A 24,194-nucleotide genomic window follows, 5' to 3' on the forward strand; every position below is an offset into this window, starting at 1 on the left:
AATTCCTGGATTACGGAGGTTCGGTTATGGCTTCTTCTACGAAGAAGGATTATTACGAAATTCTTGGTGTACCGAGGAACGCTTCACAGGAGGAGATAAAGAAAGCTTACAGGAGACTTGTTAGAAAGTATCACCCCGATATATGCAAGAAACCAGAGTGTGAGGAGAAGTTCAAGGAGATAAACGAGGCATACCAGGTTCTTTCTGACCCCGAAAAGAGAAAGCTATACGATATGTACGGACACGCAGCCTTTGAGGGAGCGGGGGCACAGCAAAGGGTAGAGACGAACATACCCCCAATAGAGGAGATACTGAGAGAGTTCTTTGAGGGAACACCTTTTGACTTTGAAACGATATTTGAGCGTGCAACGGGAAGAAGAAGAAGAACGAGAAGGAGAGCGATAAGGGGAGAGGATATAGTCGTTCCCGTTGAGATAACCCTTGAGGAAGCCTTTAGAGGAACAACCGTTCCCATAGAGGTTGAAAGGGAAGTCCCCTGTGAAGTTTGTGAGGGAACGGGATACGACACGAGGACGGAAAGAACCTGTCCCACCTGCGGCGGAAGGGGTGAGGTCGTTCAAGGAAACTGGTTCATACAGGTAAGGCAGACATGCCCCACCTGCGGAGGAGAGGGAAGGATAGCTGAGGAGTGTAGAAGCTGTGCAGGAAGGGGAACGGTAAGAAGAAAAGAAACCATAAAGGTTAAGATTCCGCCCGGAGTGAGGGACGGCTCAAAGCTCGTTGTTGAAGGAAAGGGACACGCTGGAAGAAACGGGGGAATACCCGGAAACCTCTATATCCTCGTTAAGGTGAAGCCTCACAAAATCTTTGAGAGGAAGGGGGACGACCTATACGTTGACGTTAATATAACCTTCCCCGAAGCTGTTCTCGGGACGGAAATAGAAGTTCCCACAATAGACGGGGAAAAGGTGAAGGTAAAGATACCGCCCGGAACGAAGGAAGGAGACCTCATAAGAATTCCCGGAAAGGGCATGCCGAAACTCAAGGGCTCGGGAAGGGGGGATATGTACGTGAGGGTTCACATTGACGTTCCCAAGTATAACGTCTTTAGTAAAATTCTTGGGGACGGAAAGAAGGCGGAAGAGCTTCTCAAACAGCTTCAGGAAGTCTTACCTAAGCCCGAAAGGGTTGTTCAAAGGGGGTGATTAGCCATGAGAAAGAGGAAGGCCTATTACACGATAGGTGTCGTTGCAAAGATGTATAACATACACCCGCAAACCTTAAGACTCTATGAAAGGGAAGGTCTTTTAAAGCCCTCAAGAACCGAAGGAAACACGAGACTCTACACGGATGAGGACCTTGAGAGACTTGAGTTTATTCTCTTCCTCACGAGGGAGCTCGGGGTAAACCTCGCGGGTGTGGACATAATCCTCAACCTGAAACAGCAGATAGAGGAGATGCAGAAACAGATAGACCAGCTGATGGAGTTCATCCAGAACGAGCTATCAAAACTCCAGGGAGAGGCATACCAGAAGGCCATAGTTAAGGTTCCCAAAACGAAGGTTGTAAAGCTTGAAGAGATACTCGTCGCAAAGCAGAAGGAGAAAGATGAGAAGTAAGATACTCGTTCACATCTGCTGTGCTCCCGATGCCATTTACTTTATAAAGAAGCTTCGGGAGGAGTTTCCCGAAAGTGAGATAATCGGATACTTTTATGACCCAAACATACACCCCTACGAGGAGTATAAGCTCAGGTATATAGAAACCGAGAGGATATGCAGGGAGCTTGGGATAAAGCTGATAGAAGGCGAGTACGACGTTGAAGAGTGGCTTGAGAAGGTGAAAGGATACGAGGACGAGCCAGAGAGGGGAAAGAGGTGTACCATATGCTTTGACCACAGATTGACGAGGTCCGTAAAAGTTGCTCAGGAGCTCGGATGCGAGTATCTCACGACTACGCTCCTTATGAGTCCTAAAAAGAGCATTCCCCAGCTGAAGAGGGCTGGAGAGGAAGCCACCAAGGGAACTAACGTGAAGTTTCTTGCCCTTGACTACAGGAAGGGTGGCGGAACCCAGGAGATGTTCAGGCTATCGAAGGAGAGGGATATATACCAGCAGGATTACTGCGGTTGCATATACGGACTCTTCAAGCAGAAGGACACACCCGTTCAGTGGGACCTGGTGAGCTTTCGGGGAAGAAGGCCCGGCTCAAAGGAGGAACGCTTATTCATAAAGGAGATAAGGCTTGAGGCTGAAACTCTCGGTCTTCCCGTAAGGGAGTATGAGTTTCCCTTCCTCAACTGGAAAGTTCTTGAAGGGAAGATTGAGGTAAACAAGGAAGTGATACCCTCTTACGTTCTCCCCTATTCCGCTCCCATCAGAGGGATTGCGAAGGGAAGAGTTGAACACGTAAACGGGGATAAGCTCTTTCTGAATAAACAGAATGTGAGGATAATCCTTAAAAAACCCTTCGGGGATTTACCCTTAAGGGAGGCGACAACGCTCGTGAATCCCACATTCATAGTTCCCTATGAATACAAGAAAAAGCTCCTTTCCGAAAAGATAACCGCAACCCTGAAAACGGAGTTCATGCCCGAAAAGAGCGAGGTATTAATAATTGGAAATCCTGAAGCGGAGGAGCTTCTCGGAATACCCGCGGATACCCTTCAGGACGGAAGGGGGGTGGAAAAGGATAAAGTTCTCGGATTTATTGAGGAAAACCTTGAAAGAATAAAAAAGAGAAGCTTGGCGGTAGCCCTACTCGGAGCGGAAAGCCTCGGGAGGAGCGGAAGCAGGTTTATAAGGGATTACCTCGGAAGGGATGTTGAGCTGATACTTGAGTGGGGATAAAGGATATTAGAATATTCTAATATCGTGATATAATTACGTGGATGGAGGTGGCTATGGGAAGATATCTCCTGGTACTTCTTTTCGGATTTGCCTTTTCCGCGGAAATACCCCTCAAGGTTTTTATAGAGGATGCCCTTGAGAGAAACCTTGAACTTCAGGCCTACAAAAGGGAAGTGAAGTCAAAGGAGTATGAGTATAAATCCGCGAGGGCTCTTCTGTTTCCCAACCTCAAGCTTGAAGAGACCTTCTCAAGAACAAACATTCCCGCTTACGTTCTCTTCACTAAGCTGAACCAGGAAAGGATAACCCCAAACGATTTTGCCCCGAATAAGTTAAACGACCCCGACGCGGTTAATAACTTTGAGACGAAGATAACCCTTGAAGTTCCCATATGGATGGGCGGAAAGCTGAGGGCTTTTAAGGAGATAAACAGGTATAAGTGGATTGCGAGCAAAACCGAATACGGAAGGAAGGAAGAAGAGGTAATCCTTAAGGTTTACGAGGCTTACGCTAACGCGGTTCTTGCAAAAAATGCGGTAAAAGTTGCGGAGCTTTCCGTAAAGGACGCAGAGGAGCATATGAGACTTGCAAAGAAAGCTTACGAGACCGGTGTTGCCCTGTTTGCGGACGTTCTGAGAGCTAAGGTTTACCTCTCAAAGGCGGAGGAAAAGCTTACCCAGGCGAGGAACAACTACGAGGTTGCAAAGAAAGCCCTTGAGCTAATAACAAACAGAGACTACGGGGAATTTGACGTTGAGGATATAAAGGCGTGCCCGAAGGTTAGCAAAGAAGAGTTAAAAAAGGTAGCACTCCAGAAAAGGGAGGACTACAGAGCTATAAACTACTACCTGAAAGTTCTGAAAGAGGCGAGAAGGGCAGTTCTTGGGGATATACTCCCTCAGGTGTTTGCCTTTGCGAACTACTCTATGTATGACAAGGATACACCCTTCGGAACTCAGGGGGACGGATACACCTTAGGCGTCGGCGTGAAGTGGCAGTTCAACACGGGCGGAAGCACGTTCCACAAGATAAAGAGCGTTGAAGAACAAAGAAGGGCACTCCAAGAGAAAAAGAAGCTCCTCGCGAAGGCCATAGACTTCCAGATAGAACAATCTTATGCGGAATACGAGAACGCTTTGAAGTCCCTTGAGTCCGCAAAGAGGAGAATGGAGGAGGCTAAGGAGGTTCTGAGGGTTATAAAGAAACGCTACGAGGTGGGGATGGCGAGAATGGTTGACCTTCTTGATGCACAAACCCAGCTTGATATGGCGAGGTTTGAGTATGTGAAGGCTTTGAGGGATTGTAATATAGCCTACGCTAAGGCTCTTTATTCCGCGGGAATACTTAAGGAGGAGGTACTGAGATGAGAACCTTTATGAAATACTTCGTCTTTCTGTTCATTCCCATATTCCTGACGATACTCTGGCTTGCGGGAGTTTTCCACGAAAAGATAGAGGCAAAGGAGGTAAAGAGGGAAAGGAAAACGGTGAGCGGTGTGGTTATAAAACCCGTTAAGGTCGTGAAAGAGGTTCCCATAGCCTACACGGGAACGATAGTTGCAGGGGACAGGGCGGAGATATCAACGAGGGTTATGGGTTACGTGATTGACGTGAAGTTTAAGGAGGGGGATTTCGTAAAGAAGGGGCAGACCCTCTTTGTCGTGGACCCAAGGGATATAAGGGCTCAGGTAAACATAATGAGACAGAGAATACACCAGGCTGAGAAAAACTACCTTGCCGCAAAAGCGAATTACGAGGCCGTAAAAAAGACATACGAGAGGTTCAAGAAACTCCTCAAAGAGGGAGCGGTAACCCAGCAGGAGTTTGACCAGGTTGAGGCAAAGTTCAAAGCCGCAAAGGCCCAGCTTGAAGCTGCAAAGGCGGAAATAAAAGTGGCAAGGGAAGCCTACAACTCTGCAAAAGCCCAGCTCTCTTACGCTGAGGTAAAAGCCCCCTTTGACGGACACGTAATAAGCAAACTCGTTGATAAGGGGGATATAGCGAGGCCGGGAATGCCCCTTGCGGTTCTTGAGAGAAAGCCATACAAGGTTGAGGTAGCGTTTCCCGAAAAGTACTTCGGAAAGATAAAGGTGGGGGACAAGCTTGAGGTTTACGTTGAAGTCCTGAGGAAAACCTACATAGCTGAGGTTGTTGAGGTAGAACCTGCGGTTAACCCTATGACGAGAACCTTCAAGGTTAAGGCACTCATAGACAGCAACGAGGTGAAGAGCGGTCTTTTCGCAAAGGTTTTCAAGATTGAGAAGATAGAAGAACCCACTGTATTAATCCCGAAGAGTGCGGTCTTCAAGAGATGGGACTTTACGGGTGTCTGGGTTGTTGATAAGGAAGGAATTATAAAGCTCAGGCTCGTTCGTCTCGGAAGGGAGTATAACGGTTATTACGAGGTTCTCGCTGGTCTTTCTCCCGGTGAGAGGATAATCGTTGAGGGTATAGAAAAAGCTTGCGACGGATGTAAGGTAGGAGGTTAATCCGATGTACGGATTTGCGGGAAGACTCGCCCACTACTTTATAGACTCAAAGCTAACGCCCATACTTATAATCGTTGCCCTCTCCTTAGGACTTTTTGCGGTTCTTACCACTCCGAGGGAGGAAGAGCCCCAGATTGTCGTTCCGATGATTGATATCTTCATACCTTACCCGGGTGCGACCCCCGAGGAGGTTGAGGCGAGGGTTGTCTTCCCCCTTGAGAAGAAGCTCTGGGAGCTGAAGGACATAGAGTATATTTATTCGGCATCTCTCAACGATATGGGAATAGTTACCGCGAGGTTCTACGTCGGAACGGACCCCGTAAAGGCCCTCGTTGACCTCAATTCAAAGATGATGTCCGCCCTTGATATGGTACCCCCAGGGGTAATCCTACCGCCAGTCGTTCGGCTCATGTCCATAGACGACGTTCCCATAGTTACGCTAACCCTGTGGGGTGAGAATTACGACTGGTATTCTTTAAGGAGGCTTGCGGCAACACTCCAGAACGAGATTAAGAAGATTGACAACGTAGCAAACGTTTACCTCATCGGTGGAAGGCCGAGACAGATAAGGGTTATCCTTGACCCGAAGAAGATGGAGGCGTACGGGGTATCTCCCCTTTACGTTGCCCAGATACTCAAGAGTGCAAACGCCCAGGCCATAAGCGGAAAGATAAATAAAGGAAACACGGAGTATCTCATAAAGACGGGGATATTCTTCAAGTCTGTAAAAGACGTTGAGAACGTTGTTGTAGGAGTTAGGGACGGAAGGGTAATATACCTCAAAGACGTTGCAACGATAATTGACGGCCCGTCAGAGATAAAGGATTACGTCTTCTTCGGTGTTGGCGAAGCCCACGAGTATAAGGGAATTGAAGGAAAGCCCGGAGAGCTTTATCCCGCGGTCACGATAGCGGTATCAAAGAGAAAGGGAACGAACGCTGTCATTGTTGCTGAACAGGTGATAGAGTTCGTTGAACACCTGAAAGGTAAGGTAATACCGAAGGACGTGAACGTAACGGTTACGAGGAACTACGGTGAGACCGCACAGGAAAAGGCAATGGAACTCCTTGAACACCTCTTCATAGCCACTTTCTCGGTGGTTCTACTTATAGCGGTATCTCTGGGAGTTAGGGAGGCTATAGTTGTAGGCCTTGCGGTTCCCGTAACCCTCTCCATAGCCCTCTTCCTGAACGAGATGTACGGATTCACCCTCAACCGTGTTACCCTCTTTGCCCTGATATTCTCCATAGGTATTCTCGTTGACGACGCGATAGTTGTCGTTGAGAACATACACAGATGGTTTGAGATGCAGAAGCTCCCCCCGAGGGACGCTATAGTCCACGCAACGGATGAGGTAGGAAACCCAACGATACTCGCGACATTCACGGTTATAGCGGCACTCATGCCCATGGCCTTCGTTACGGGTATGATGGGCCCCTACATGAGGCCCATTCCTATTAACGCATCAGTTGCGATGTTCTTCTCACTGCTCGTTGCCTTCATAGTCACGCCTTGGGCAGCCTATCACATACTCAAGAAGGAAAGGGAAGCCCACGAGATAAACATAAGGAAGACATTATTCTGGAAGGTTTACTGTCACATAATGTATCCCCTCCTTGCGAGCAAGGTAAAGAGGTATCTCTTTTACCTCTTCGTCCTCGGACTTATGGGAGCTTCCGTGGGAATGATAGCAACAAAGCACGTTCTCGTTAAGATGCTCCCCTACGATAACAAGTCGGAGCTTGAGATAGTCCTTGATATGCCCGAGGGGACTACCTTAGAGGACACCCTTAAGGTTGCAAAGGAGATAGCGGATTACGTCGGAAGATACTCAATAGTTACCGATTACCAGATTTACGCAGGAACTGCCGCACCCTTCACTTTTAACGGACTCGTCAGACACTACTACCTCAGGCAGGCATCAAATCTCGCAGAGATTCAGGTTAACCTCGTAGGTAAGCACGACAGGGACCTCCAGTCCCACGAGTTTGCAAAGCTCATAAGACCGAAAGTTCACGAGATAGCGAATAAATACGGCGCTAAGTATGTCGCGGTTGTTGAAGTTCCTCCCGGACCTCCCGTTCTCTCCCCCATCGTTGCTGAGGTTTACGCCCCCGATATGAAGACACAGAGAGAGTTTGCCTGGAGGGTTCTCAAGATATTCAAGGACTCAAAGGCTATAACCGACGAGGGCATTTACCTTGAGTATCCCGCTCCCATGATAAAGTTCAAGGTGAGGGAGGATAAGGTAAAGCTTGCGGGACTTACAAAAGAGGAAGTCGTTTACACGGTGAAGGCCTTGATAGGAGGATGGCAGGCGGGCATAATGCAGACGACGGACACCGAACACGTTCCCATAATCATAAGGCTTGACGAGAAGTTCAGGGTTCCCGAAGTCCTGAAAAACGTAAAGATACCAAATAGGGAAGGTAAGCTCATTCCCCTTTCAGAGCTTGTTGAGGTTGAGGAAGGGCCAATTCCACAAACCATTTACCACAAGAACTTAAGAAGGGTCATATACGTAATAGGTGATGTCGCGGGAAGAGAGGAGGCTCCCATTTACGGAATTATGGACGTGAGAGATAAGATACTCAGCATCAAGAACCCCTACGGAGAAGTGGGAGAGCTCTGGATGTCCCTTCCCGTTATGGAGGACAGGGTTTACATCAAGTGGGACGGGGAGATGCACATAACCCTTGAGGTGTTCAGAGACCTCGGACTTGCCTTTGCTGTTGCAGTTTTCGTTATGTACGTCCTCGTTCTCGGTTGGTTCAAGGACTTCAGAATTCCCGGGATAATCCTTGCACCTATACCCCTCACCCTCGTCGGTATAATTCCGGGACACTGGCTTATGGACAAGATAATGGGCAACGTATTCTTCACCGCTACATCAATGATAGGTTTCATAGCCCTCGGTGGTATAATCGTCAGGAACTCAATCCTCCTCGTTGATTTCGCAGAACAGAGGGTAAAGGAAGGCCTTCCCGTTCACGTTGCGGTTGTAGAGGCGGGAGTAATAAGAACAAGGCCAATACTTCTCACCGCGGCTGCGGTCATAATAGGTGCTTTCGTCATAATCTTTGACCCCATCTTCAACGGGCTCGCCATATCCCTCATATTCGGAACGATCGGCTCAACGACTCTAACTCTCGTTCTCATACCTGTAATGTATTACGCCTCAAAGATTAAGAGAATGCCTCCAGAGGCCTGTCCCACACCCGAGATGATAAAGAGGGATTTAATGGCGGATTAAGGCCTTTTCCTCCTTTAAAAACTTTTTTATAATTAAATGAACCTAAAACTTTGATAGGAGGTGAGAAAGGCTTGGTTACGGTGATAGTGAATGAAGGAGAGCCCATAGAGAAGGTATTGAAGAGGTTCAAGTCTAAGGTTGAACAGGAACAGATTTTAACCGAGCTCAAGAGAAGGGAACATTACGAGCCTCCCAGCGAGAGGAAGAAAAAGAGGGAGAGAAACAGGAGAAAGAAGATTCTGAAGGCCCTAAAGAAACAGCAACAGCTCATTTAAATATCTCAAGGGCGGGATTCACGGGAAGCTCCCCGTATCTTGCCCCTTCCACTATAACCTTCCTCCCTTTAATCCTTATCCTGTCCTCTGCAAACCACTGAACAGTCTGGGGGAGTATCTTGTGCTCCCACCTCAGTATTCTCTCGGAAAGGGTTTCCTCGGTATCCTCCGGAAGGACGGGAACAACAGCCTGAACGATAACGGGACCTCCGTCAACGCTTTCGTCAACTATGTGAACGGTGCAACCCGAGAACTTAACACCGAACTCCAGAGCCTGCTTCTGGGCGTTTAGTCCCTGAAAGGCTGGAATCAAAGAAGGGTGTATGTTTATAACCTTGTTCGGGAAATGTTTTAGAAAGTTTTCCGAGAGTATTCTCATAAATCCCGCAAGAACTACGAGCTCAACCCCTCTCTCCTTAAGTATGCTTGCTATTTTTTCCTCAAACTCCCTCTTACTCTTGAAGTTCTTTCTCTCAACCACCTCATAGGGAATGTTGTGTTTCTTACACCTCTCAATTGCATAGGCTTTTGGATTATCCGAGATAACGATTTCTATGGACGCCTTAACCTTTCCTGCCTCTATTGAGTCTATGATTGCCTGGAGGTTGCTACCCCTGCCCGATACGAGAACACCTATCTTCAGCATCTCAATAATTTTAAACTCTTATTTATGAGAAACCTCGGACTTTGCACGGACCTCTATGAGCTTACGATGGCCCAGAGTTACCTGTACGAAGGGAAAACGGGGAAGGCGGTTTTTTCCCTATACGTAAGAAAGCTCCCCGAAAATAGGAACTTCTTAATAAGTGCGGGACTGGAAACGCTCATAAAGAGAATAGAGAACTTTAAGTTCGGGGAGGAGGAGATAAGGTATCTGAGGAGTCTGGGACTCTTTAAGGATGACTTTCTTGACTACCTCAGGGAGTTTGAGTTTGACGGGAACATTTACGCAATCCCGGAGGGGAGGATTATCTTCCAGAACGAGCCTATAGTTCAGGTTGAAGCAAGCATACCGAAGGCCCAGCTCCTTGAGACAATGGTTATAAACACGATACAGCTTGAAACAATGATAGCCTCAAAGGCTGTAAGGAGCTATCTCGTCGCGAAGGGAAAGAAGCTCGTTGATTTCGGTTTCAGGAGAGCCCACGGGCTTGAGGCGGGCATACTTGCAGCGAGGGCATCCTTCATAGCGGGATTTGACGGGACCTCAAACGTTGAGGCGGGGAGGAGGTTCGGAATACCCGTTGTCGGAACAATGGCCCACTCCTACGTGATGATATTTGATAAAGAAGAGGACGCTTTCAGGGCTTTCGCAAGACTTTACCCGAAGAACGCTATATTCCTCGTTGATACCTATGACACAATAGAGGCTGTTAAAAAGGTCGTGAAGCTTGCAAAGGAAGGCGTCCCGACGGTAGGAATAAGGATAGACAGCGGGGATATCGTTAAGCTTACGAAGGAAGCGAGAAGAATTCTTGACGAGAACGGGCTTGAGAATGTGAAGATAATCGTGAGCGGAGGGGTTGACGAGTATAAGATAAAGGAGTGGCTTGATAAGGGAGCACCGATAGACGGCTTCGGTGTGGGAACAAAGTTCATAACTTCAGCGGACGCTCCCTACTTTGACATAGCCTACAAGCTCGTTGAGTATGAGGGAAAACCTAAGTATAAGCTCAGTCCCGGAAAGAAAACCTTCCCATACAAGAGACAGGTATACAGGTATTACAAGGGCGGAAAGATGGCTTACGATGAAACGGTAAAGTGGGGAGAGGAGAGGGAAGGAGAGAAACTCGTAAAGCTATACGTGGAGAACGGAAAGCTTAAAGAGAAGCTGCCGAGCCTTAAGGAAATCAGGGAAGTTGTTATAGAGGAGCTCAATAAACTCCCCGAGGAGTTCAAGGATATATATAGGCGTTGTGAGTATGAGGTTAAGATTTTATAATTTATTATTCGGTAGGAAGGGTGGCCGAGCGGTCGAAGGCGCGGCGCTGGAAACGCCGTGTGCCCCGTTTGGGGCACCGAGGGTTCGAATCCCTCCCCTTCCGCCATACTCCCCATGAAGGTAAGAATAGGAACGAGAAAGAGTAAGTTAGCCCTCTGGCAGGCAAATTACGTAAAGGAGTTCCTTGAAAAACACTGGGGCATTGAAGTTGAGCTCGTGAAGATAACGACGACGGGGGACAAGATAAGGGACGTTCCCCTCGCCAAAATAGGGGGAAAGGGGCTCTTCGTTAAGGAGATAGAGAAGGCCCTACTTGAAGGTGAAATAGACCTCGCGGTTCACTCCCTCAAAGACGTCCCCATGGAGATACCGAAAGGTCTAACACTTGGAGCAATAACCAAAAGGGAAAATCCTTACGACGTTCTCATATCAAGGGACGGAAAGAAGCTCTCCGAGCTACCCGAAGGCTCAAAGGTTGGAACATCCTCACTCAGGAGACAGGTCCAGATAAAGAAAAGGAGAAGGGATTTAAAGGTGGAGGTCCTGAGGGGAAACGTTGACACGAGAATGAGGAAGCTAAGGGAAGGCCTATACGACGCAATAATCCTTGCCTATGCGGGTGTGAAGAGAATGGGCTTTGAGAAGGAGATTACGGAGGTCCTTTACGACTTCATACCCGCGGTGGGCCAGGGAAGCCTCGCCATAGAGATAAGGGAAGGGGACAAGAGAATTGAGGAGCTTATAAAACCCCTAAACCACAGGGAGAGCTACATATCCGCACTATGCGAGAGGGCATTCCTGAGGGAGCTTGAGGGAGGATGCCAGGTTCCCATAGGTGCATTCGCAAAGGTAGAAAGCGGGGAGGTTAATCTAAGGGCGTTCATTTCGGACCTTGAAGCGAAAAGATTTATAGAAGGCGAGGAAAGGGGAAGCGTTGAGGAAGCCAAAGAAGTCGGAAAGAGGCTTGCCCACAGACTTTTAAAGGAAGGGGGAGAGGAAATCCTCAGGGAGATATACTCCCGATGAGATTCTTAGGCTTTGAGGTTCTCCCTCCTGAGGAGAATATGAGGAGGGACGAGGAGATTCTTCTTGAGCTTGAGAGGGGAAAGATTCAACCTTCTTTCAGAATATACGAGTGGAGCGAGGTATGCGTAAGCCTCGGAAGGAATCAGGAAAGTAGGGACTTTCCCGTTAAGGTTGTGAGGAGGCCGACGGGAGGGGGTGCACTCCTCCACGGGTGGGACCTAAGCTTTTCCGTGGTAGGATACAGGGAAGGAAAATCCCCACTAAAAATATATAAAGATTTTTCTCGGATTTTTATAAAAATATTTGAACGCTTCGGTGTAAAAGTTTTTCTTGAGAGGAATAAATCTTACGATAAAGATGAATACTTCTGCTTCTTCTTTCCGACCTTCGGTGAGATAAAAACGCAAGAGGGAAAGAAACTCGTAGCCCTTGCGATGAGAACCTTAAAGAAAGGATTCCTCATACATGGGAGCGTTTATAAATACTTCAATTACGAAGAGGCGGAAAGGATTCTTGGGATTAATAGGGATGCCTTGAGGAAACGGATAACGTCCCTGTGTGAACTCGGGATTAATTCGGAAGAATTTAAAAAATTACTCTATTTTTACCTTCTTTCTTCGCTTCGTAAAGTTTCTGGTCAGCACAGTTGATGTAATCCTCAGGGGATTTATCTCCCGTATATATATCGCTACATACACCTATACTTACAGTGACGTTTATTTTATGACCTTCGCACTCAATCTCCGTTCTTTCCACAGCTCTCCTTAACTTCTCAAGAATGTTTACCGCATCTTCAAGCCCTGTTGAGGGAAGAAGAACGAGAAACTCCTCCCCTCCGTAGCGAAAAATGTAATCGGATTTCCTCAGGTTTTTCCTTATAATTTTTGCAACATTTTTAAGAACGCAGTCTCCAACGAGGTGTCCGTAGGTGTCGTTTATCTTTTTAAAGTCGTCAAGGTCTATTATCGCAACCGAGAATGGAAGCTCCGTATACATTGAAAGCTCAAGAACGTCTTCAAATATCGGTATAAGGAAGCGTCTGTTTAGAAGTCCCGTAAGGGGGTCTTTCTTTAGCTCCTCCGATACCTCCTTCAGCCTTACCGCGGAAAGGAGTGAAATAAGAGCGTAAGAGTTCTTAACGCAGTTCTGGTAATAGAAATACGCACTTATGTAATTTTCTTCTTTTAAGGATTCGTAAAACTTCTTTGCGAACACGTGAACCGTTTTATGGGTTTCAAGAATCTCCCTTAGGAACCTCTCCTTGAGCCTCTGCTTTCTTAGTCTCATCAAGTCTCTCCAGAGGAAACAGTTTCTATAATTGAGCTCAACGGAGGGCTCAGCGGAAAGATTTATGACATCTCTCAGAAAGCGTATGGTCCAGAGAAGTTTCTCCTTTATATACCTCTCCCTCCTTGAATCCTTTAGGAGCTCCTTTATAAGAACCTTTTCAAAGACGTATTTATCCTTTTTTGCCTCTTTAACTATAAGCTCTTTTGAGATATTGTTTACAACTTTTAGGGCTTCTTCCTCCCCATACTCCTCCCTTAACCTTTTCCATAAGTCGTAAAGTGTTTCATAGTTTCCTATCCTTAATTTTTCCATAAGCCCGTTATTTTAAATTTAACTCTTTCGGGAGTATATTAATAAGTAATCAATCACTTACGGAGGAAGGCATGTTTTACGTTTCAAAGATTACACCCTTTTTGTTCGCCCTCGGAATTTTAAATCTTTTTCTTTCCTTAATCTTTAAGATAAGTGGGGATATACAGGGCTTCGCAGTTCTTTCGGTGTTCGGCTTTATAGGTCTTGTCCTCCTCGGAGCTATGTATCAGATAATCCCGAACTCCCAGAACAGGAAACTCCCTCGGGAGTGGGTCTCTTACATAGTTCTCTTAATTGTTTTATACGCCTTTCTTAACATTTACGGGGGTGATTTAAGGGAAGGGGGCTTTTTTCTTTTTCTCTCTTCGCTTATCTTCCTCTTTCACGTGATACCCGTTCTTAAGAACACCGCTCCCTTAACCGTAAGGTTTCTTATAGCTTCCGTTTTATACCTTTCCCTTTCTTTTTTACTTCTGTGGCTTTACGCCCTCGGGTATGTTCCCCTTCAGCTTGCGGTTCACACATTAACCGTGGGTTCAATGCTTAACGCGGTTTACGGAGTTGAGCTCGCCTGGATACCGATGCTCCTTATGACAACTATAAACATAAGGAAGGCTGAGAAAATTTTTATAGCGAAGCAGGGAAGCACAATTCTGTTCCTCCTTACCTTCTGGAGCCTTAACTATAAACTGATTGCCCTCGTTTCCCTCCTTGAGCTCGGTATAGCCCTCGCTTTTATTTACCTTCTTTACGATATGATGAAGAGGAGAACCATGGCAACCCCCCTTCCTCCCGTTGTTAAGCTCTTTTTTGTAGCTCTCGGAATGCTTCCCCTGGGCATGATTGTTGGCATTCTGGGAGCTTCATACCCCGATATGCTCTCTAGACTCATATTCATTCACGCAGACCTTATGGTTTACGGATTCGGGGCTTTTACCATTTTCGGTGGTATGATGCACCTCCTTCCGAGGATTGTTTGGAACTGGAAGACCCAGAAGGGCGAAGCTCAGAACCTCAGTATAAACGAGATACTGGGCGATAAGGATATAAACGAGTTCATTGAAATGGCTCTTATACTTTACGCGCTCTTCCTCGCAACGGATGTGCTCTTCAAACCCGTGAGCGTTTTATCTTCCGTCCTTTACTTCCTCATTCTCGGGCTATTTTTAAAGAACTTGATAAAGGCTTACCTTCTTATTTTCCGATAAAATCTTTTATATGATAAAAATTTTATCCCCTGCAAAAATAAACTTGGGATTGTGGATTCTCGGCAAAAGACCCGACGGATACCATGAGCTCATAACGCTATACAGAGAGATACCCCTATACGATGAGATATACATAAGGGAAGGTGTTCTGAGTGTTGAGACAAATCTGAATATCCCCCAGGAGGAAAATATAGTTTATAAGGGACTCAAGGAGTTTGAAAGGATTACGGGTTTGCCCGTTGAGTTTTCGGTTTTCATACAGAAAAACATACCGGTAGGAGCGGGACTCGGAGGGGGAAGCTCAAACCTCGCAAGCGTTATAAAGAAGGTTAACGAGCTTCTGGGAAGTCCTTTGAGCGAGGAAGAGTTAATCCAATTTCTCGGAAGCATTTCCGCGGACGCACCCTTTTTCGTAAAGGGAGGTTCCGCAATAGGAAGGGGTATAGGGGAATTGATAGAACCCGTTGAGTTTAAAATTGAGGAAAAGCTGACGCTTATAATTCCGAGTGTTCAGTCAAGCACCGCAAGGATATACGGAGCGGTGAGACCCGAGCATTACGTAAGCAGGGAATATGCGGAAGGAAAAGTTAGGGAAGTAATTGAGGGAAACATTGAGGCGATTGAGAACGTCCTCGGTGAGTTAGCGAAGGAAATTTATCCCGAGATAGGAGAAGTCGTGAGGTTCGTTGAGTACTTCGGATTTAAGCCTTTTATAACGGGAAGCGGTTCGGGTGTATTCTTCTTCGGTGAGGCACCCGAGGAAATGAAGAGGGGGGCAAAGGGGAGGATGTGGAGGGTTATAGAGCTTGAGCTTTAATCCTTGAGGATAAACTTAACGGGAAGCTTTACGAGAACCCTCGTTTTAGGTTTTGGGAACTTCCCGCAGAGTTTTTCAACGGTGTTCTTAGCCTCGTTATCGAGAACCTCAAAACCGCTTGAGCGTTCAACTTTCACCTCATCGCATCCCTTTTCCGAGAGAAAAAAGGATATAACAACCGTTCCCTCCCAGCCCATCCTCCTCGCTATGTAAGGATAGGTAAGATTTTCAAGAACTAAATTCCTTATTAAACTCAGGTTTTCTTCAAGAAACTCTTTTTCTTCGTTTATTCTAATCTCCTTTTTCGCGTATGCTACCTTCTCGGACAAATCCGCATCCTTATTTTTTACTTCTTTTACTTCTTGTGTTTTCTCTTTAACAGAAGGTTTAACGGCTATTTCCCCTTTTACCTTCTTTTCCCCAGAGGGTTTTATATTTCTTTCAACCTTCCTTCTCACGATTTTTCTTTCAGTTTTTTTTAACACTTTTCTTTTTATAACCTTTCTGCTCCTTTTCGCATACCTTTTCTTTTTTTGCTTTATCTTCTCCATTTTTTTCTTTACAACTTTCTTAACCTTTTTTTTAGTAGTTTTTAAAACTTTTTTCTTTTTTACTTCCTTTTTCAGTTTAACAAAGTTGAGGGATAATTTTACGTATTTTTTCTCCTCCTTAAGACGAGGAGAAAGATTTATTTTCGCAAAGGAGAAGAAAAGGAATGTGTGAATGAGGGCAGAGACAAATAGCCCAGCAAGTAAATGCCTGTTTACCATCATCTTTAATTTTATGTTAAATTCTCGTTAAACTTATGTTAAAATTAAAATAAAATTAACACGGAGGTGGAACTGTGAGAAAGCTTATTCTTCTCACATCCCTTTTTTCAATTTCCTGGGCCCAGGAGGTTTTCCTGGAAGAGGTGAGAATTGAGGGAAAGAGGGAGGTTGTAACGCCAGAAAGGATAAGGGAGCTTCCGGCAAAGGACGTTGGAGAGGCTCTGGAGAAGAGCACGCCGGGAGTATGGAAAGTTAGAAAGGGAGGGATAGCGAACGACGTCGTCATAAGGGGCTTCAAGAGGGAAGAGGTAAACCAGCTCTTTGACGGTGCAAGGGTTTACAACGCATGCCCCAACAGGATGGACCCCGGACTTTTCCACGTTGATTTCGCGGAAATAAAGGAGATTGAGGTCATAAAGGGGCCCTTTGACGTTAAGAATTACGGGGCTGTGGGGGGAACGGTAAACGTAAGGACCCAGGAACCCAAGAAAGGTGTATCGGGAAAGCTTAACCTTACTTTTGATAACTGGAATTATACGAATGCTTCGGGAATATTCTCTTACGGCAGGGACAGGCTCGGCTTTCTTATAGGCTATTCCTTCAGATTCTCAAAGCCCTACGAGGACGGAAAGGGCAGGAAGATAACGGAGATATACCCGGAAAACTCCCCCTTTAGATACTCTCCCGATGAGGTAAACTCAACCGCCTTTAACATACATACAGTATGGACCAAACTCAGTTATAAATTCCGTAAAGATTTAAAGCTAAAGCTTGATTACGCTCACCAGAAGGCAAACGACGTTCTTTATCCCTACCTTATGATGGACGCAATCCTTGATGAGGTAGACAGGTTTAACGCAAAGCTTGAAGGGAAGAGGTATGAAGCTCAGCTTTACGGCTCTTCCGTAAGGCACTGGATGAATAACCAAAAGAGGGTTGCGGGAAGCACAGCACCTAGGGGATACAGTATGGAGACCTACGCAAAGACAAAGGTTTACGGCTTTAAGGGAAGTTATAAGTTAAAGGGAATAACTCTGGGCATTGACACCTTTTACAGATACTGGGAAGCTACAACAACTATGTATATGGCGAACGCAGGAATGTATAAGTCCCAGAACACGATTCCCGACGTTGATACTCTTAATTTCGGCTTATTTCTTGAGCACAGAAGGAAGCTCGGTAAAAGCTTAAAGCTTCTTTACGGACTCAGGCTTGATTACACAAGAACAAAAGCGAACAAAGATGAGGCTAACCTGGGACTTTACGAACATTACCATGGGACAAGGGATACTAGCAAAAGCGACCTTTATCCTTCGGGAAATATTCAGCTCTTTTACGAAGTTAGTAAGGAACTTGAGCTATTCGTGGGACTCGGAACCGCGGTAAGGGTGCCCGACCCTCAGGAAAGGTATTTCGCCCTTGACAGGATGGGAAGTATGGAAGCAAAGTACGGAGACTGGGTTGGAAATCCCGAGCTCGACCCCGAGAGGAATACCGAGATAGACCTTGGTCTTAAACTGAAGAGAACATTCTTTAACGGGGAAATAAGAACCTTCTTCAGCTACGTAAAGGACTATATATATCCCTATAAGGTAAATGCGCAATCAACGGGAAATCCAATGAACCAGAACACGAAAGCAATGTCCTACACGAACATAGAGGCTTATTTTTACGGATTTGAGGCTAAGGGAACATACGCGATAACTTATACATTCTTTATTGACGGCTTCGTTGCTTACACAAGAGGAAAGAAAAAGGACACCTATCCCGAAAAGAATATAAGGGATAAGGATATAGCTGAAATCCCTCCTCTCACCGCAAGGATAGCTCTCCGCTACGATAATGGAACATTCTTCGGAGAAGTGGAATCACTACTCGCATCTACACAGGATAATGTAGATTCGGACCTCAACGAGAAAAAGACATCGGGATACGGAGTTATCAACGTAAAAGGCGGATTTAGAAAGAAAGGAATTACGATTTACGGAGGAGTTGAGAATGTTTTTGATAAGCTCTACTACACTCACCTTTCTTACGTGAGAAATCCTTTCTCAAGCGGTGTTAAGGTGCCCGAGCCAGGCAGAACGTATTACATAACGGTTTCCTATACCTTCTGAGTGGGGCGTTCTATTTCTTCCTCTTTACCCTTCCGAGAACCTTAAGGGGAAGTCCCCACACTTTCGTGAAGTGTTTGCCCGCTATCTGGTCAAACTGGTCCTTTTCGGAATAAGTAGCGAGCTCCTCAACGTAAAGGGAGTTAGGAGACCTTCTCCCGACTACCTGAATACTGCCCTTGTAGAGTTTTATTCTTACCTCACCCGTTGCGAGCTTCGCAATCTCACCCGTGAAGGCGTCAAGGGCTTCCCTGAGGGGAGTAAACCATAAACCCTCGTAAACGAGTTTTGCATACTCATGGGGGATGTGGGTAAGGAAGTAATGGAAGGTAAATCTATCAAGAACCAATGAGAGTAAATCCCTGTAAGCCTCGTATAAAATCATTGCCCCGGGAGCCTCGTATATCTCCCTGCTCTTTATTCCGACAAGCCTGTTTTCAACCATATCTATCCTTCCCGCTCCGTGCCTTCCCCCTATCTCGTTGAGCTTCTGTATAAGCTTGTGCTGTTCCTCGTAAGTTTCTCCGTTCAGGGATACGGGCTTACCCTCTTTGAAGCCAACGGTTATATACTCGGGCTCATCGGGAGCCTTTTCGGGAGGGTTTGTTATCTGGTAGGCGTCTTCGGGAGGTTCCTGCCAGGGGTCTTCAAGGGGTCCGCACTCTATTGAAACACCCCAAAGGTTTCTGTCTATTGAGTAGGGCTTTTCCTTCGTTGCCTTCACGGGTATGTTAAACTTCCTTGCATACTCAACCTGCTCTTCCCTTGACCTGAACTCCCACTCCCTTACTGGAGCGAGAACCTCTATATCGGGATTTAAAGCCCATACCGAAAGCTCAAACCTTACTTGGTCGTTCCCCTTTCCCGTTGAGCCGTGGGCTACGTAGTCCGCCTTAAATTTTTCCGCGTAATAAACGAGCCTTTCCGCTATAAGAGGTCTTGATAATGCCGCAGTAAGGGGATACTTCCCCTCGTAAAGTGCAAGAGCCCTAAGGGTTGGAAGGCAGTAATTTTCCGCAAAGGTTTCCTTTAGGTCTTCAACTATGGCCTCAATCGCTCCTGCATTTTTCGCCTTCTGGGGTATCTCTCCGAGCTCTTCTCCCTGTCCAACGTCAGCTGTGTAGGTTATTACTTCATATCCCTTCTCGGTAAGCCATCTCACGATTATTGAGGTATCAAGCCCGCCCGAGTATGCAAGGATAACCCTTTTTTTCATAAGTTATAAGTTTAATACAGAGGCGTTTCTCCTGTATATTGAACCCACAATACCGAGGGCTATAAAGTTGGCAAGCATATTGCTTATACCGTAACTGATGAAGGGAAGCGCTATACCTTTAGGGGGAAGCAGATTCATAGCCATGGCGTAATTCACAAAAACCGAGTAAAGGAAGTTTAGGGCAATGCCCACGATAACGAGCTTCTCGTAAATTCCGTAAATCCTGTTTGCGAACTTAAAAAGTCTGAGAGCAAACAAAATCTGGAGGATGAGTATGAAGATAAAGCCGAGCATACCGAGATTTTCTATTAGTAAGCTTATAACGTAGTCAGTATCCGATTCCCTTATGTAGATTGATGCGTAAAGGCCCTTTCCGAGTCCAGCTCCTAAAAATCCCCCGTTTGCAATAGCGTTCAGGGATTTTATAATCTGATAGCCCTTGTCATAAGGGTCCTCAAGGGGGTTGAGCCAACCGGAAAACCTCTTCATAACGTGTTCCGAGTGAATGAGAAGTATAAATGCCCCGAGCATACCGAGTATGAAAACGGAGGGAACCAAGAGCCTAAAGGGAACCCCACCCAGAACCATAAGGGATATACCTAGAAGAACTATAAACAAAGCCATGCCTATATCGGGCTGGAAAGCTATGAGTATAGCGTGGAATATAAGAACGGATAAGACAAAAATGAAGTTAGCCCTTTTTTCTATCTCTCCCTTAACGCCTATGTAGTAGGCCAGAAATACAATCAGGATAATCTTTGAGAACTCGGAGGGCTGAAAACTTGTTCCGATGAGCCATCTTGAGGGCATTGAATTTCCGGGATTTAAAAATTTCTTGAAAAGAAGGAGGAAAAGAAGTATGAGTGATAAGAGAATACTTGCATAGATGACTTTTTTACTTTTAAATACTTTGTAGTTTATTCTTGAAAATACATACATAACTCCCAGCCCGAATATAAAGAAGACAAGAGCTTTTAGGTTCTTTGAAATAGCCTTTAGAAATTTTTGGGGAAACAGCTCGCCGTAAGGAACGAGAACGAGATTTCCCGATGTGGTTTTAAGTTCGTATTTTCCGCTTCGTGCGGGATTGAATTTATCGGGGTAGAGGGAAAGATAAGGGAGAGGAAGTAAACGCTTTTCTTTCGTATCGTAAAAAAACCTCACGTTATCTTCTCTGTAAAATACCCACTTCCCTTTTTCGTTTTTGTAGAGAAGAGCGTAGGGATTGTAGTTTACCATGAGAGGAACGACGTTCTTTATAAAAACTGCCGTCTGTGATATAAGGAAGAAAATGAAAATGAGGAGAAGAATAAACCTATCAGGGTAAATCTTTTGAACAAGCTTCATGCTCTATCTCTGATATCAGTTTAATCCTCTTTTCATGCCTGCCACCTTCAAAAGGTGTTTCGAGCCATACCTTAACTATTGATAGTGCGAGTTCAACTCCCAAAACTCTTTCTCCCAAGCAAAGTACGTTTGCGTTGTTATGAAGTCTGCTCATTCTTGCCATGTACTCGTTTGTACATAGAGCTGCCCTTATTCCGGGGAACTTATTCGCGGTTATTGACATACCTATGCCCGTTCCGCATATGAGTATTCCCCTGTCCGCCTTTCCCTCCTGAACCGCCTTTGCAACTTCCTTTGCGAATAAGGGATAATGGGTTGATTCGGTTGAATGGGTTCCGAAATCTATAACCTCGTGGCCTTCCTTCATCAAAAACTCCTTTATCTTTTCCTTAAGAGGATATCCCGCGTGGTCAGCTCCTATCGCTATTTTCATAAGAGTAATTCTATGATAAAATCTAAACCATTGTGAAGTACGATTGGACTAAATATAAGACGAAAATCCTGGAGCTTAAGGAAATCCTGAAGAATAAAAATGAGGGAACAGACGTAGAAGTAAGTCTGGTCACTCCCGAGGACCCGGACTTTGACCCAAAGATGCAGATTCCCTACATAAGGGTAAAGTATTACGTTGACGACCATGCCCATGAAAGGAAGATAGAGCTTTTTGAACACTATCTCCAAAAGGATATAGAGGAGATTATAAAGCTCGTTGAGTTCTTCATTCAGGAGTTTGAATCCGAAATAGATTCCTCCGAATACGGAGGAGGGTAATATATTATATTTTCTGTCAAGGAGGGGTGGCCGAGCGGACTAAGGCGGGGGATTTGAAATCCCTTGGCGGGTTCACCGCCCGCCCGTGGGTTCGAATCCCACCCCCTCCGTACACTACTTCGGAGGAAAGCCATGAAGTTAACCATATATCTCATTACGGACGATAAGTACTTTAAGGATAGGGATTTATTTGAGACCATAGAGAAAGCCCTTCAGGGTGGTGTTACGGCTGTTCAGTATAGATTTAAGAATAAAACGACAAGGGAGATGTATGAGGAGCTTTTAAAACTTAGGGAACTGACGAGAAAGTATAATGCGGACCTCGTGGTTAACGACAGGGTTGACCTTGCCCTTGCTGTTGAAGCGGACGGCGTTCACGTTGGAAAGGAGGACCTACCTCCGGAGGCTGTAAGAAAAATAGTAGGGGAAAAGATGTATATAGGCTACACCGCAAACAGCCTTGAAGAGGTCAAAAAAGCTCAGGAACTCCCCGTTGATTACATAGGCTTTGGTTCTATTTACCACACCTCTACAAAGGAGAATTACAAGTACGTGGGACTTGATGCACTAAAGGAAGCCGTGAAAATAGCAAAAAAGCCCATCGTGTGCATAGGCGGGATAATGCCATACAGAGTTCCCGAGGTTATTCGTGCAGGATGCAGGAATATAGCAACTTCCGCAGGCATACTCGGTTTTGAGGATGTGAAGAAGGCTGCCGAATCTTTCAAGAGAGCTTACCAGGAAACAATGAGAATGCTTATGCTTATGGGCAAAGCCTGATGGAGCTTCTCATAACGGGAACGGACACGGGAGTTGGTAAAACCTTCATTACCTACAATCTCGCAAAGGCGTTTAAGGAAAAAGGGAAAAAAGTAGCCTGCTATAAGCCGGTGGAGACCTACGTCAGGGATATTCCCGAAGATGGAAAACTCCTTTCGGAGGCAACGGGTCAAAGTATAGATGAAGTTGTTCCGGTCCAATACTCCCTTCCCCTCTCCCCTTATGCCGCCATACTTGAGGAAAGAAAAGACTTTTCCCTCGATGAGTTAAAGGAGAGATTTGAGAGATTGAAGGAGAATTATGAGGTTGTCCTCGTAGAAGGAGCCGGAGGGCTCGCTGTTCCCGTAAAGAGGAACTACACCTACTTAAACCTCGCAAAGGACTGGAATCTTCCCATACTAATCGTTGCAAGGGCAGGCCTCGGAACTCTGAACCATACATACCTCACCTGGTATTATGCAAAAACTAATAACGTTCCTGTTATCGGAATTATCCTGAACGGCTCAACGGGTGAGGACGTCTCGGAAAGGACGAATCCCTTAATAGTTGAGGAGATGACGGGGATAAAGCCTCTTGTAATACCAAAGGTAAAGGGAAAGGAGCTTCCGCCAGAGCTAAGAGAAAAGCTATATAGCTATATCTTATCCGGCTTAAGTCCGTAAATAAGGGATATCTTTTCTGCAAGTTCCTTAAAGTATGGTGCTGCTACAGTTCCTCCGTATATCTTTTTTCCTTTTGGCTCATCTACAAGAATTATCGCGGTAAATCTCGGTTTTTTCGGGAAAAATCCAACGAAGAAGGTTGTAAGTTTTTCTCTTGAATACATTTTTAATCTTTTATCATACTTCTGGGCTGTTCCGGTCTTTCCACCTATGAAAAAGTAATCGCTTTTTGCCCCTTTCCCCGTTCCCTCTTCTACAACCTTTATAAGTGTTTTCCTTATCCACTTTACGGTTTTTGGGGAAATATTCAGGGGTTTACTCTTAATTCCCTCTTCCTCAAGGATTGAGGGTTTTACATACTTTCCGAGGACGAGTGAGTTAAAGGAGCTCAAGAAGTGAAGAGCGTTGAAAGCAACTCCCTGTCCTATGGATGCGTAAGCCCTATTTACATCGTTACTCAGGGTGTTTATCCTCGGATTTGTTTCTCCCATAAGAACCCTCGGTGTTGTATTCAGTTTAAAGGTTTCGAGTAAGTTGTAAAACTCTTTTGTTGGAAGCATTAATCCGACCTTCATAGCACCTACGTTTGAGGAGTACACGACTATATCCTCTGGTTTTATATACCTTCGCTTCCGAAGGTAGATTGAGATATCCCTTATTGTTTTTTTATCGAGTTTAAAGACACCGTAATTAATCTCTATTAGGGAGTTCTTTTTTATATATCCCCTTTCAAAGGCATACGCAACAACAAAGGGTTTGAAAGTTGAACCTACCTCAAATAGGTCGTTAACTCCGTAGTTCTTAGTGTATTTTGGGAAATACTTAACGTAGTCATTCGGGTTGTAGTCGGGATACGTAGTAAAACCTCTTATCTTTCCTGTTTCAGATTCCATAACTATAATGACTACCCTCTTAGGACGCCACTTTCTCACAATTTTTCTCTTAATTCTTTCGAGAAGGGTTTGAACCGTGTAATCTATAGAGAGCTTCAAGTTTTCTGGAGGTGTAAAATTATCCTCCTTAAGTTCAAGGAGTTTAAGACCTTTATCGCTGTAAACAAGGAGTTTTTTGCTGTTCTTTCTGCCTCCGGAGAGATATTCGTCAAATATAAC

General features: G+C 45.5%; 23 protein-coding genes and 2 tRNA genes. 18 read left to right on the forward strand and 7 right to left on the reverse strand.

Annotation, left to right across the window (positions count from 1 at the left end; translation table 11 throughout):
* The first annotated feature begins 26 nt into the window (after positions 1 to 26).
* From dnaJ to rpsU, 7 genes are all read left to right on the forward strand, one after another.
* Positions 27 to 1,166 (forward strand): molecular chaperone DnaJ, encoded by a 1,140-nt coding sequence (dnaJ, locus tag ACYQZ0_RS06685; RefSeq protein ID WP_459775824.1) that lies wholly within the window; start codon positions 27 to 29, stop codon positions 1,164 to 1,166.
* A gap of 6 nt (positions 1,167 to 1,172) precedes the next feature.
* On the forward strand, positions 1,173 to 1,580 hold the full coding sequence (locus tag ACYQZ0_RS06690) for a heat shock protein transcriptional repressor HspR (RefSeq protein ID WP_459775825.1): 408 nt from the start codon (positions 1,173 to 1,175) through the stop codon (positions 1,578 to 1,580).
* The gene (locus ACYQZ0_RS06695) at positions 1,570 to 2,811 is read left to right on the forward strand and encodes an epoxyqueuosine reductase QueH (protein ID WP_459775826.1); all 1,242 of its coding nucleotides are present in this window, start codon (positions 1,570 to 1,572) and stop codon (positions 2,809 to 2,811) included. Before ACYQZ0_RS06690 ends, ACYQZ0_RS06695 begins: the two co-directional genes overlap by 11 nt.
* Positions 2,812 to 2,864: 53 nt before the next feature.
* Entirely contained in the window at positions 2,865 to 4,178 is a 1,314-nt protein-coding gene (locus tag ACYQZ0_RS06700) for a TolC family protein (RefSeq protein ID WP_459775827.1), read from the forward strand.
* Positions 4,175 to 5,299 carry an efflux RND transporter periplasmic adaptor subunit gene (locus ACYQZ0_RS06705; protein ID WP_459775828.1) on the forward strand — a complete coding sequence of 375 codons (1,125 nt, stop codon included), beginning with the start codon at positions 4,175 to 4,177 and terminating at the stop codon, positions 5,297 to 5,299. Before ACYQZ0_RS06700 ends, ACYQZ0_RS06705 begins: the two co-directional genes overlap by 4 nt.
* A 4-nt stretch (positions 5,300 to 5,303) precedes the next feature.
* Entirely contained in the window at positions 5,304 to 8,552 is a 3,249-nt protein-coding gene (locus tag ACYQZ0_RS06710; RefSeq protein ID WP_459775829.1) for an efflux RND transporter permease subunit, read from the forward strand.
* Positions 8,553 to 8,623: 71 nt separating this feature from the next.
* The gene (gene rpsU / locus ACYQZ0_RS06715; RefSeq protein ID WP_459775830.1) at positions 8,624 to 8,827 is read left to right on the forward strand and encodes a 30S ribosomal protein S21; all 204 of its coding nucleotides are present in this window, start codon (positions 8,624 to 8,626) and stop codon (positions 8,825 to 8,827) included.
* Here the strand turns inward: rpsU and purN are convergent.
* Complete coding sequence (gene purN, locus ACYQZ0_RS06720) at positions 8,820 to 9,473, reverse strand: phosphoribosylglycinamide formyltransferase (RefSeq protein ID WP_459775831.1); 654 nt, start codon at positions 9,471 to 9,473, stop codon at positions 8,820 to 8,822. The genes rpsU and purN overlap by 8 nt on opposite strands.
* Positions 9,474 to 9,497: 24 nt before the next feature.
* Here purN and ACYQZ0_RS06725 point away from each other — a divergent pair, with 24 nt between their 5' ends.
* The 4 genes from ACYQZ0_RS06725 (at position 9,498) to ACYQZ0_RS06740 (ending at position 12,445) form a co-directional block, all read left to right on the forward strand.
* On the forward strand, positions 9,498 to 10,769 hold the full coding sequence (locus tag ACYQZ0_RS06725; protein WP_459775832.1) for a nicotinate phosphoribosyltransferase: 1,272 nt from the start codon (positions 9,498 to 9,500) through the stop codon (positions 10,767 to 10,769).
* A 14-nt stretch (positions 10,770 to 10,783) separates the two neighbouring features.
* Positions 10,784 to 10,875 (forward strand) — tRNA-Ser (locus tag ACYQZ0_RS06730).
* Between the two features lie 8 nt (positions 10,876 to 10,883).
* On the forward strand, positions 10,884 to 11,795 hold the full coding sequence (hemC, locus tag ACYQZ0_RS06735) for a hydroxymethylbilane synthase (RefSeq protein WP_459775833.1): 912 nt from the start codon (positions 10,884 to 10,886) through the stop codon (positions 11,793 to 11,795).
* The gene (locus tag ACYQZ0_RS06740; RefSeq protein ID WP_459775834.1) at positions 11,792 to 12,445 is read left to right on the forward strand and encodes a lipoyl protein ligase domain-containing protein; all 654 of its coding nucleotides are present in this window, start codon (positions 11,792 to 11,794) and stop codon (positions 12,443 to 12,445) included. The genes hemC and ACYQZ0_RS06740 overlap by 4 nt, the downstream gene beginning before the upstream one ends.
* On the opposite strand, the gene ACYQZ0_RS06745 is transcribed toward ACYQZ0_RS06740, so the two are convergent.
* Positions 12,381 to 13,397, reverse strand: a complete 1,017-nt coding sequence (locus ACYQZ0_RS06745) for a GGDEF domain-containing protein (protein WP_459775835.1) — start codon at positions 13,395 to 13,397, stop codon at positions 12,381 to 12,383. The two genes, ACYQZ0_RS06740 and ACYQZ0_RS06745, sit on opposite strands and share 65 nt — an antisense overlap.
* A gap of 71 nt (positions 13,398 to 13,468) precedes the next feature.
* On the opposite strand from ACYQZ0_RS06745, the gene ACYQZ0_RS06750 reads away from it, so the two are divergent.
* Together ACYQZ0_RS06750 and ACYQZ0_RS06755 are read left to right on the forward strand one after the other, a co-directional pair.
* Positions 13,469 to 14,605 carry a hypothetical protein gene (locus ACYQZ0_RS06750; protein WP_459775836.1) on the forward strand — a complete coding sequence of 379 codons (1,137 nt, stop codon included), beginning with the start codon at positions 13,469 to 13,471 and terminating at the stop codon, positions 14,603 to 14,605.
* A gap of 10 nt (positions 14,606 to 14,615) precedes the next feature.
* Complete coding sequence (locus tag ACYQZ0_RS06755) at positions 14,616 to 15,422, forward strand: 4-(cytidine 5'-diphospho)-2-C-methyl-D-erythritol kinase (RefSeq protein WP_459775837.1); 807 nt, start codon at positions 14,616 to 14,618, stop codon at positions 15,420 to 15,422.
* Here ACYQZ0_RS06755 and ACYQZ0_RS06760 read toward each other — a convergent pair.
* Positions 15,419 to 16,192 carry an energy transducer TonB gene (locus tag ACYQZ0_RS06760; protein ID WP_459775838.1) on the reverse strand — a complete coding sequence of 258 codons (774 nt, stop codon included), beginning with the start codon at positions 16,190 to 16,192 and terminating at the stop codon, positions 15,419 to 15,421. The two genes, ACYQZ0_RS06755 and ACYQZ0_RS06760, sit on opposite strands and share 4 nt — an antisense overlap.
* Positions 16,193 to 16,266: 74 nt before the next feature.
* Between ACYQZ0_RS06760 and ACYQZ0_RS06765 the strand changes: the two genes are divergently transcribed.
* Entirely contained in the window at positions 16,267 to 18,309 is a 2,043-nt protein-coding gene (locus tag ACYQZ0_RS06765; RefSeq protein WP_459775839.1) for a TonB-dependent receptor, read from the forward strand.
* Positions 18,310 to 18,319: 10 nt separating this feature from the next.
* Here the strand turns inward: ACYQZ0_RS06765 and ACYQZ0_RS06770 are convergent, their stop codons facing one another.
* The 3 genes from ACYQZ0_RS06770 to rpiB are packed head-to-tail and all read right to left on the reverse strand — an operon-like array spanning position 18,320 to position 21,302.
* Complete coding sequence (locus ACYQZ0_RS06770; RefSeq protein WP_459775840.1) at positions 18,320 to 19,522, reverse strand: argininosuccinate synthase; 1,203 nt, start codon at positions 19,520 to 19,522, stop codon at positions 18,320 to 18,322.
* Positions 19,523 to 19,525: 3 nt separating this feature from the next.
* Positions 19,526 to 20,869, reverse strand: coding sequence for an FtsW/RodA/SpoVE family cell cycle protein (locus ACYQZ0_RS06775; protein WP_459775841.1), 1,344 nt, complete (start codon positions 20,867 to 20,869; stop codon positions 19,526 to 19,528).
* On the reverse strand, positions 20,841 to 21,302 hold the full coding sequence (rpiB, locus tag ACYQZ0_RS06780; protein ID WP_459775842.1) for a ribose 5-phosphate isomerase B: 462 nt from the start codon (positions 21,300 to 21,302) through the stop codon (positions 20,841 to 20,843). The genes ACYQZ0_RS06775 and rpiB overlap by 29 nt, the downstream gene beginning before the upstream one ends.
* Before the next feature lie 32 nt (positions 21,303 to 21,334).
* On the opposite strand from rpiB, the gene ACYQZ0_RS06785 reads away from it, so the two are divergent.
* The 4 genes from ACYQZ0_RS06785 (at position 21,335) to bioD (ending at position 23,082) form a co-directional block, all read left to right on the forward strand.
* Positions 21,335 to 21,640 carry a dephospho-CoA kinase gene (locus ACYQZ0_RS06785; protein ID WP_459775843.1) on the forward strand — a complete coding sequence of 102 codons (306 nt, stop codon included), beginning with the start codon at positions 21,335 to 21,337 and terminating at the stop codon, positions 21,638 to 21,640.
* Positions 21,641 to 21,660: 20 nt separating this feature from the next.
* Positions 21,661 to 21,750 (forward strand) — tRNA-Ser (locus tag ACYQZ0_RS06790).
* Positions 21,751 to 21,772: 22 nt separating this feature from the next.
* The gene (thiE, locus tag ACYQZ0_RS06795) at positions 21,773 to 22,420 is read left to right on the forward strand and encodes a thiamine phosphate synthase (RefSeq protein ID WP_459775844.1); all 648 of its coding nucleotides are present in this window, start codon (positions 21,773 to 21,775) and stop codon (positions 22,418 to 22,420) included.
* Positions 22,420 to 23,082 (forward strand): dethiobiotin synthase, encoded by a 663-nt coding sequence (gene bioD / locus ACYQZ0_RS06800; protein ID WP_459775845.1) that lies wholly within the window; start codon positions 22,420 to 22,422, stop codon positions 23,080 to 23,082. The genes thiE and bioD overlap by 1 nt, the downstream gene beginning before the upstream one ends.
* Here the strand turns inward: bioD and ACYQZ0_RS06805 are convergent.
* On the reverse strand, positions 23,055 to 24,194 hold a 1,140-nt coding region (locus tag ACYQZ0_RS06805; protein ID WP_459775846.1), incomplete at its 5' end, for a penicillin-binding transpeptidase domain-containing protein. The two genes, bioD and ACYQZ0_RS06805, sit on opposite strands and share 28 nt — an antisense overlap.

It is taken from the genome of Aquifex pyrophilus (genome assembly GCF_054656935.1).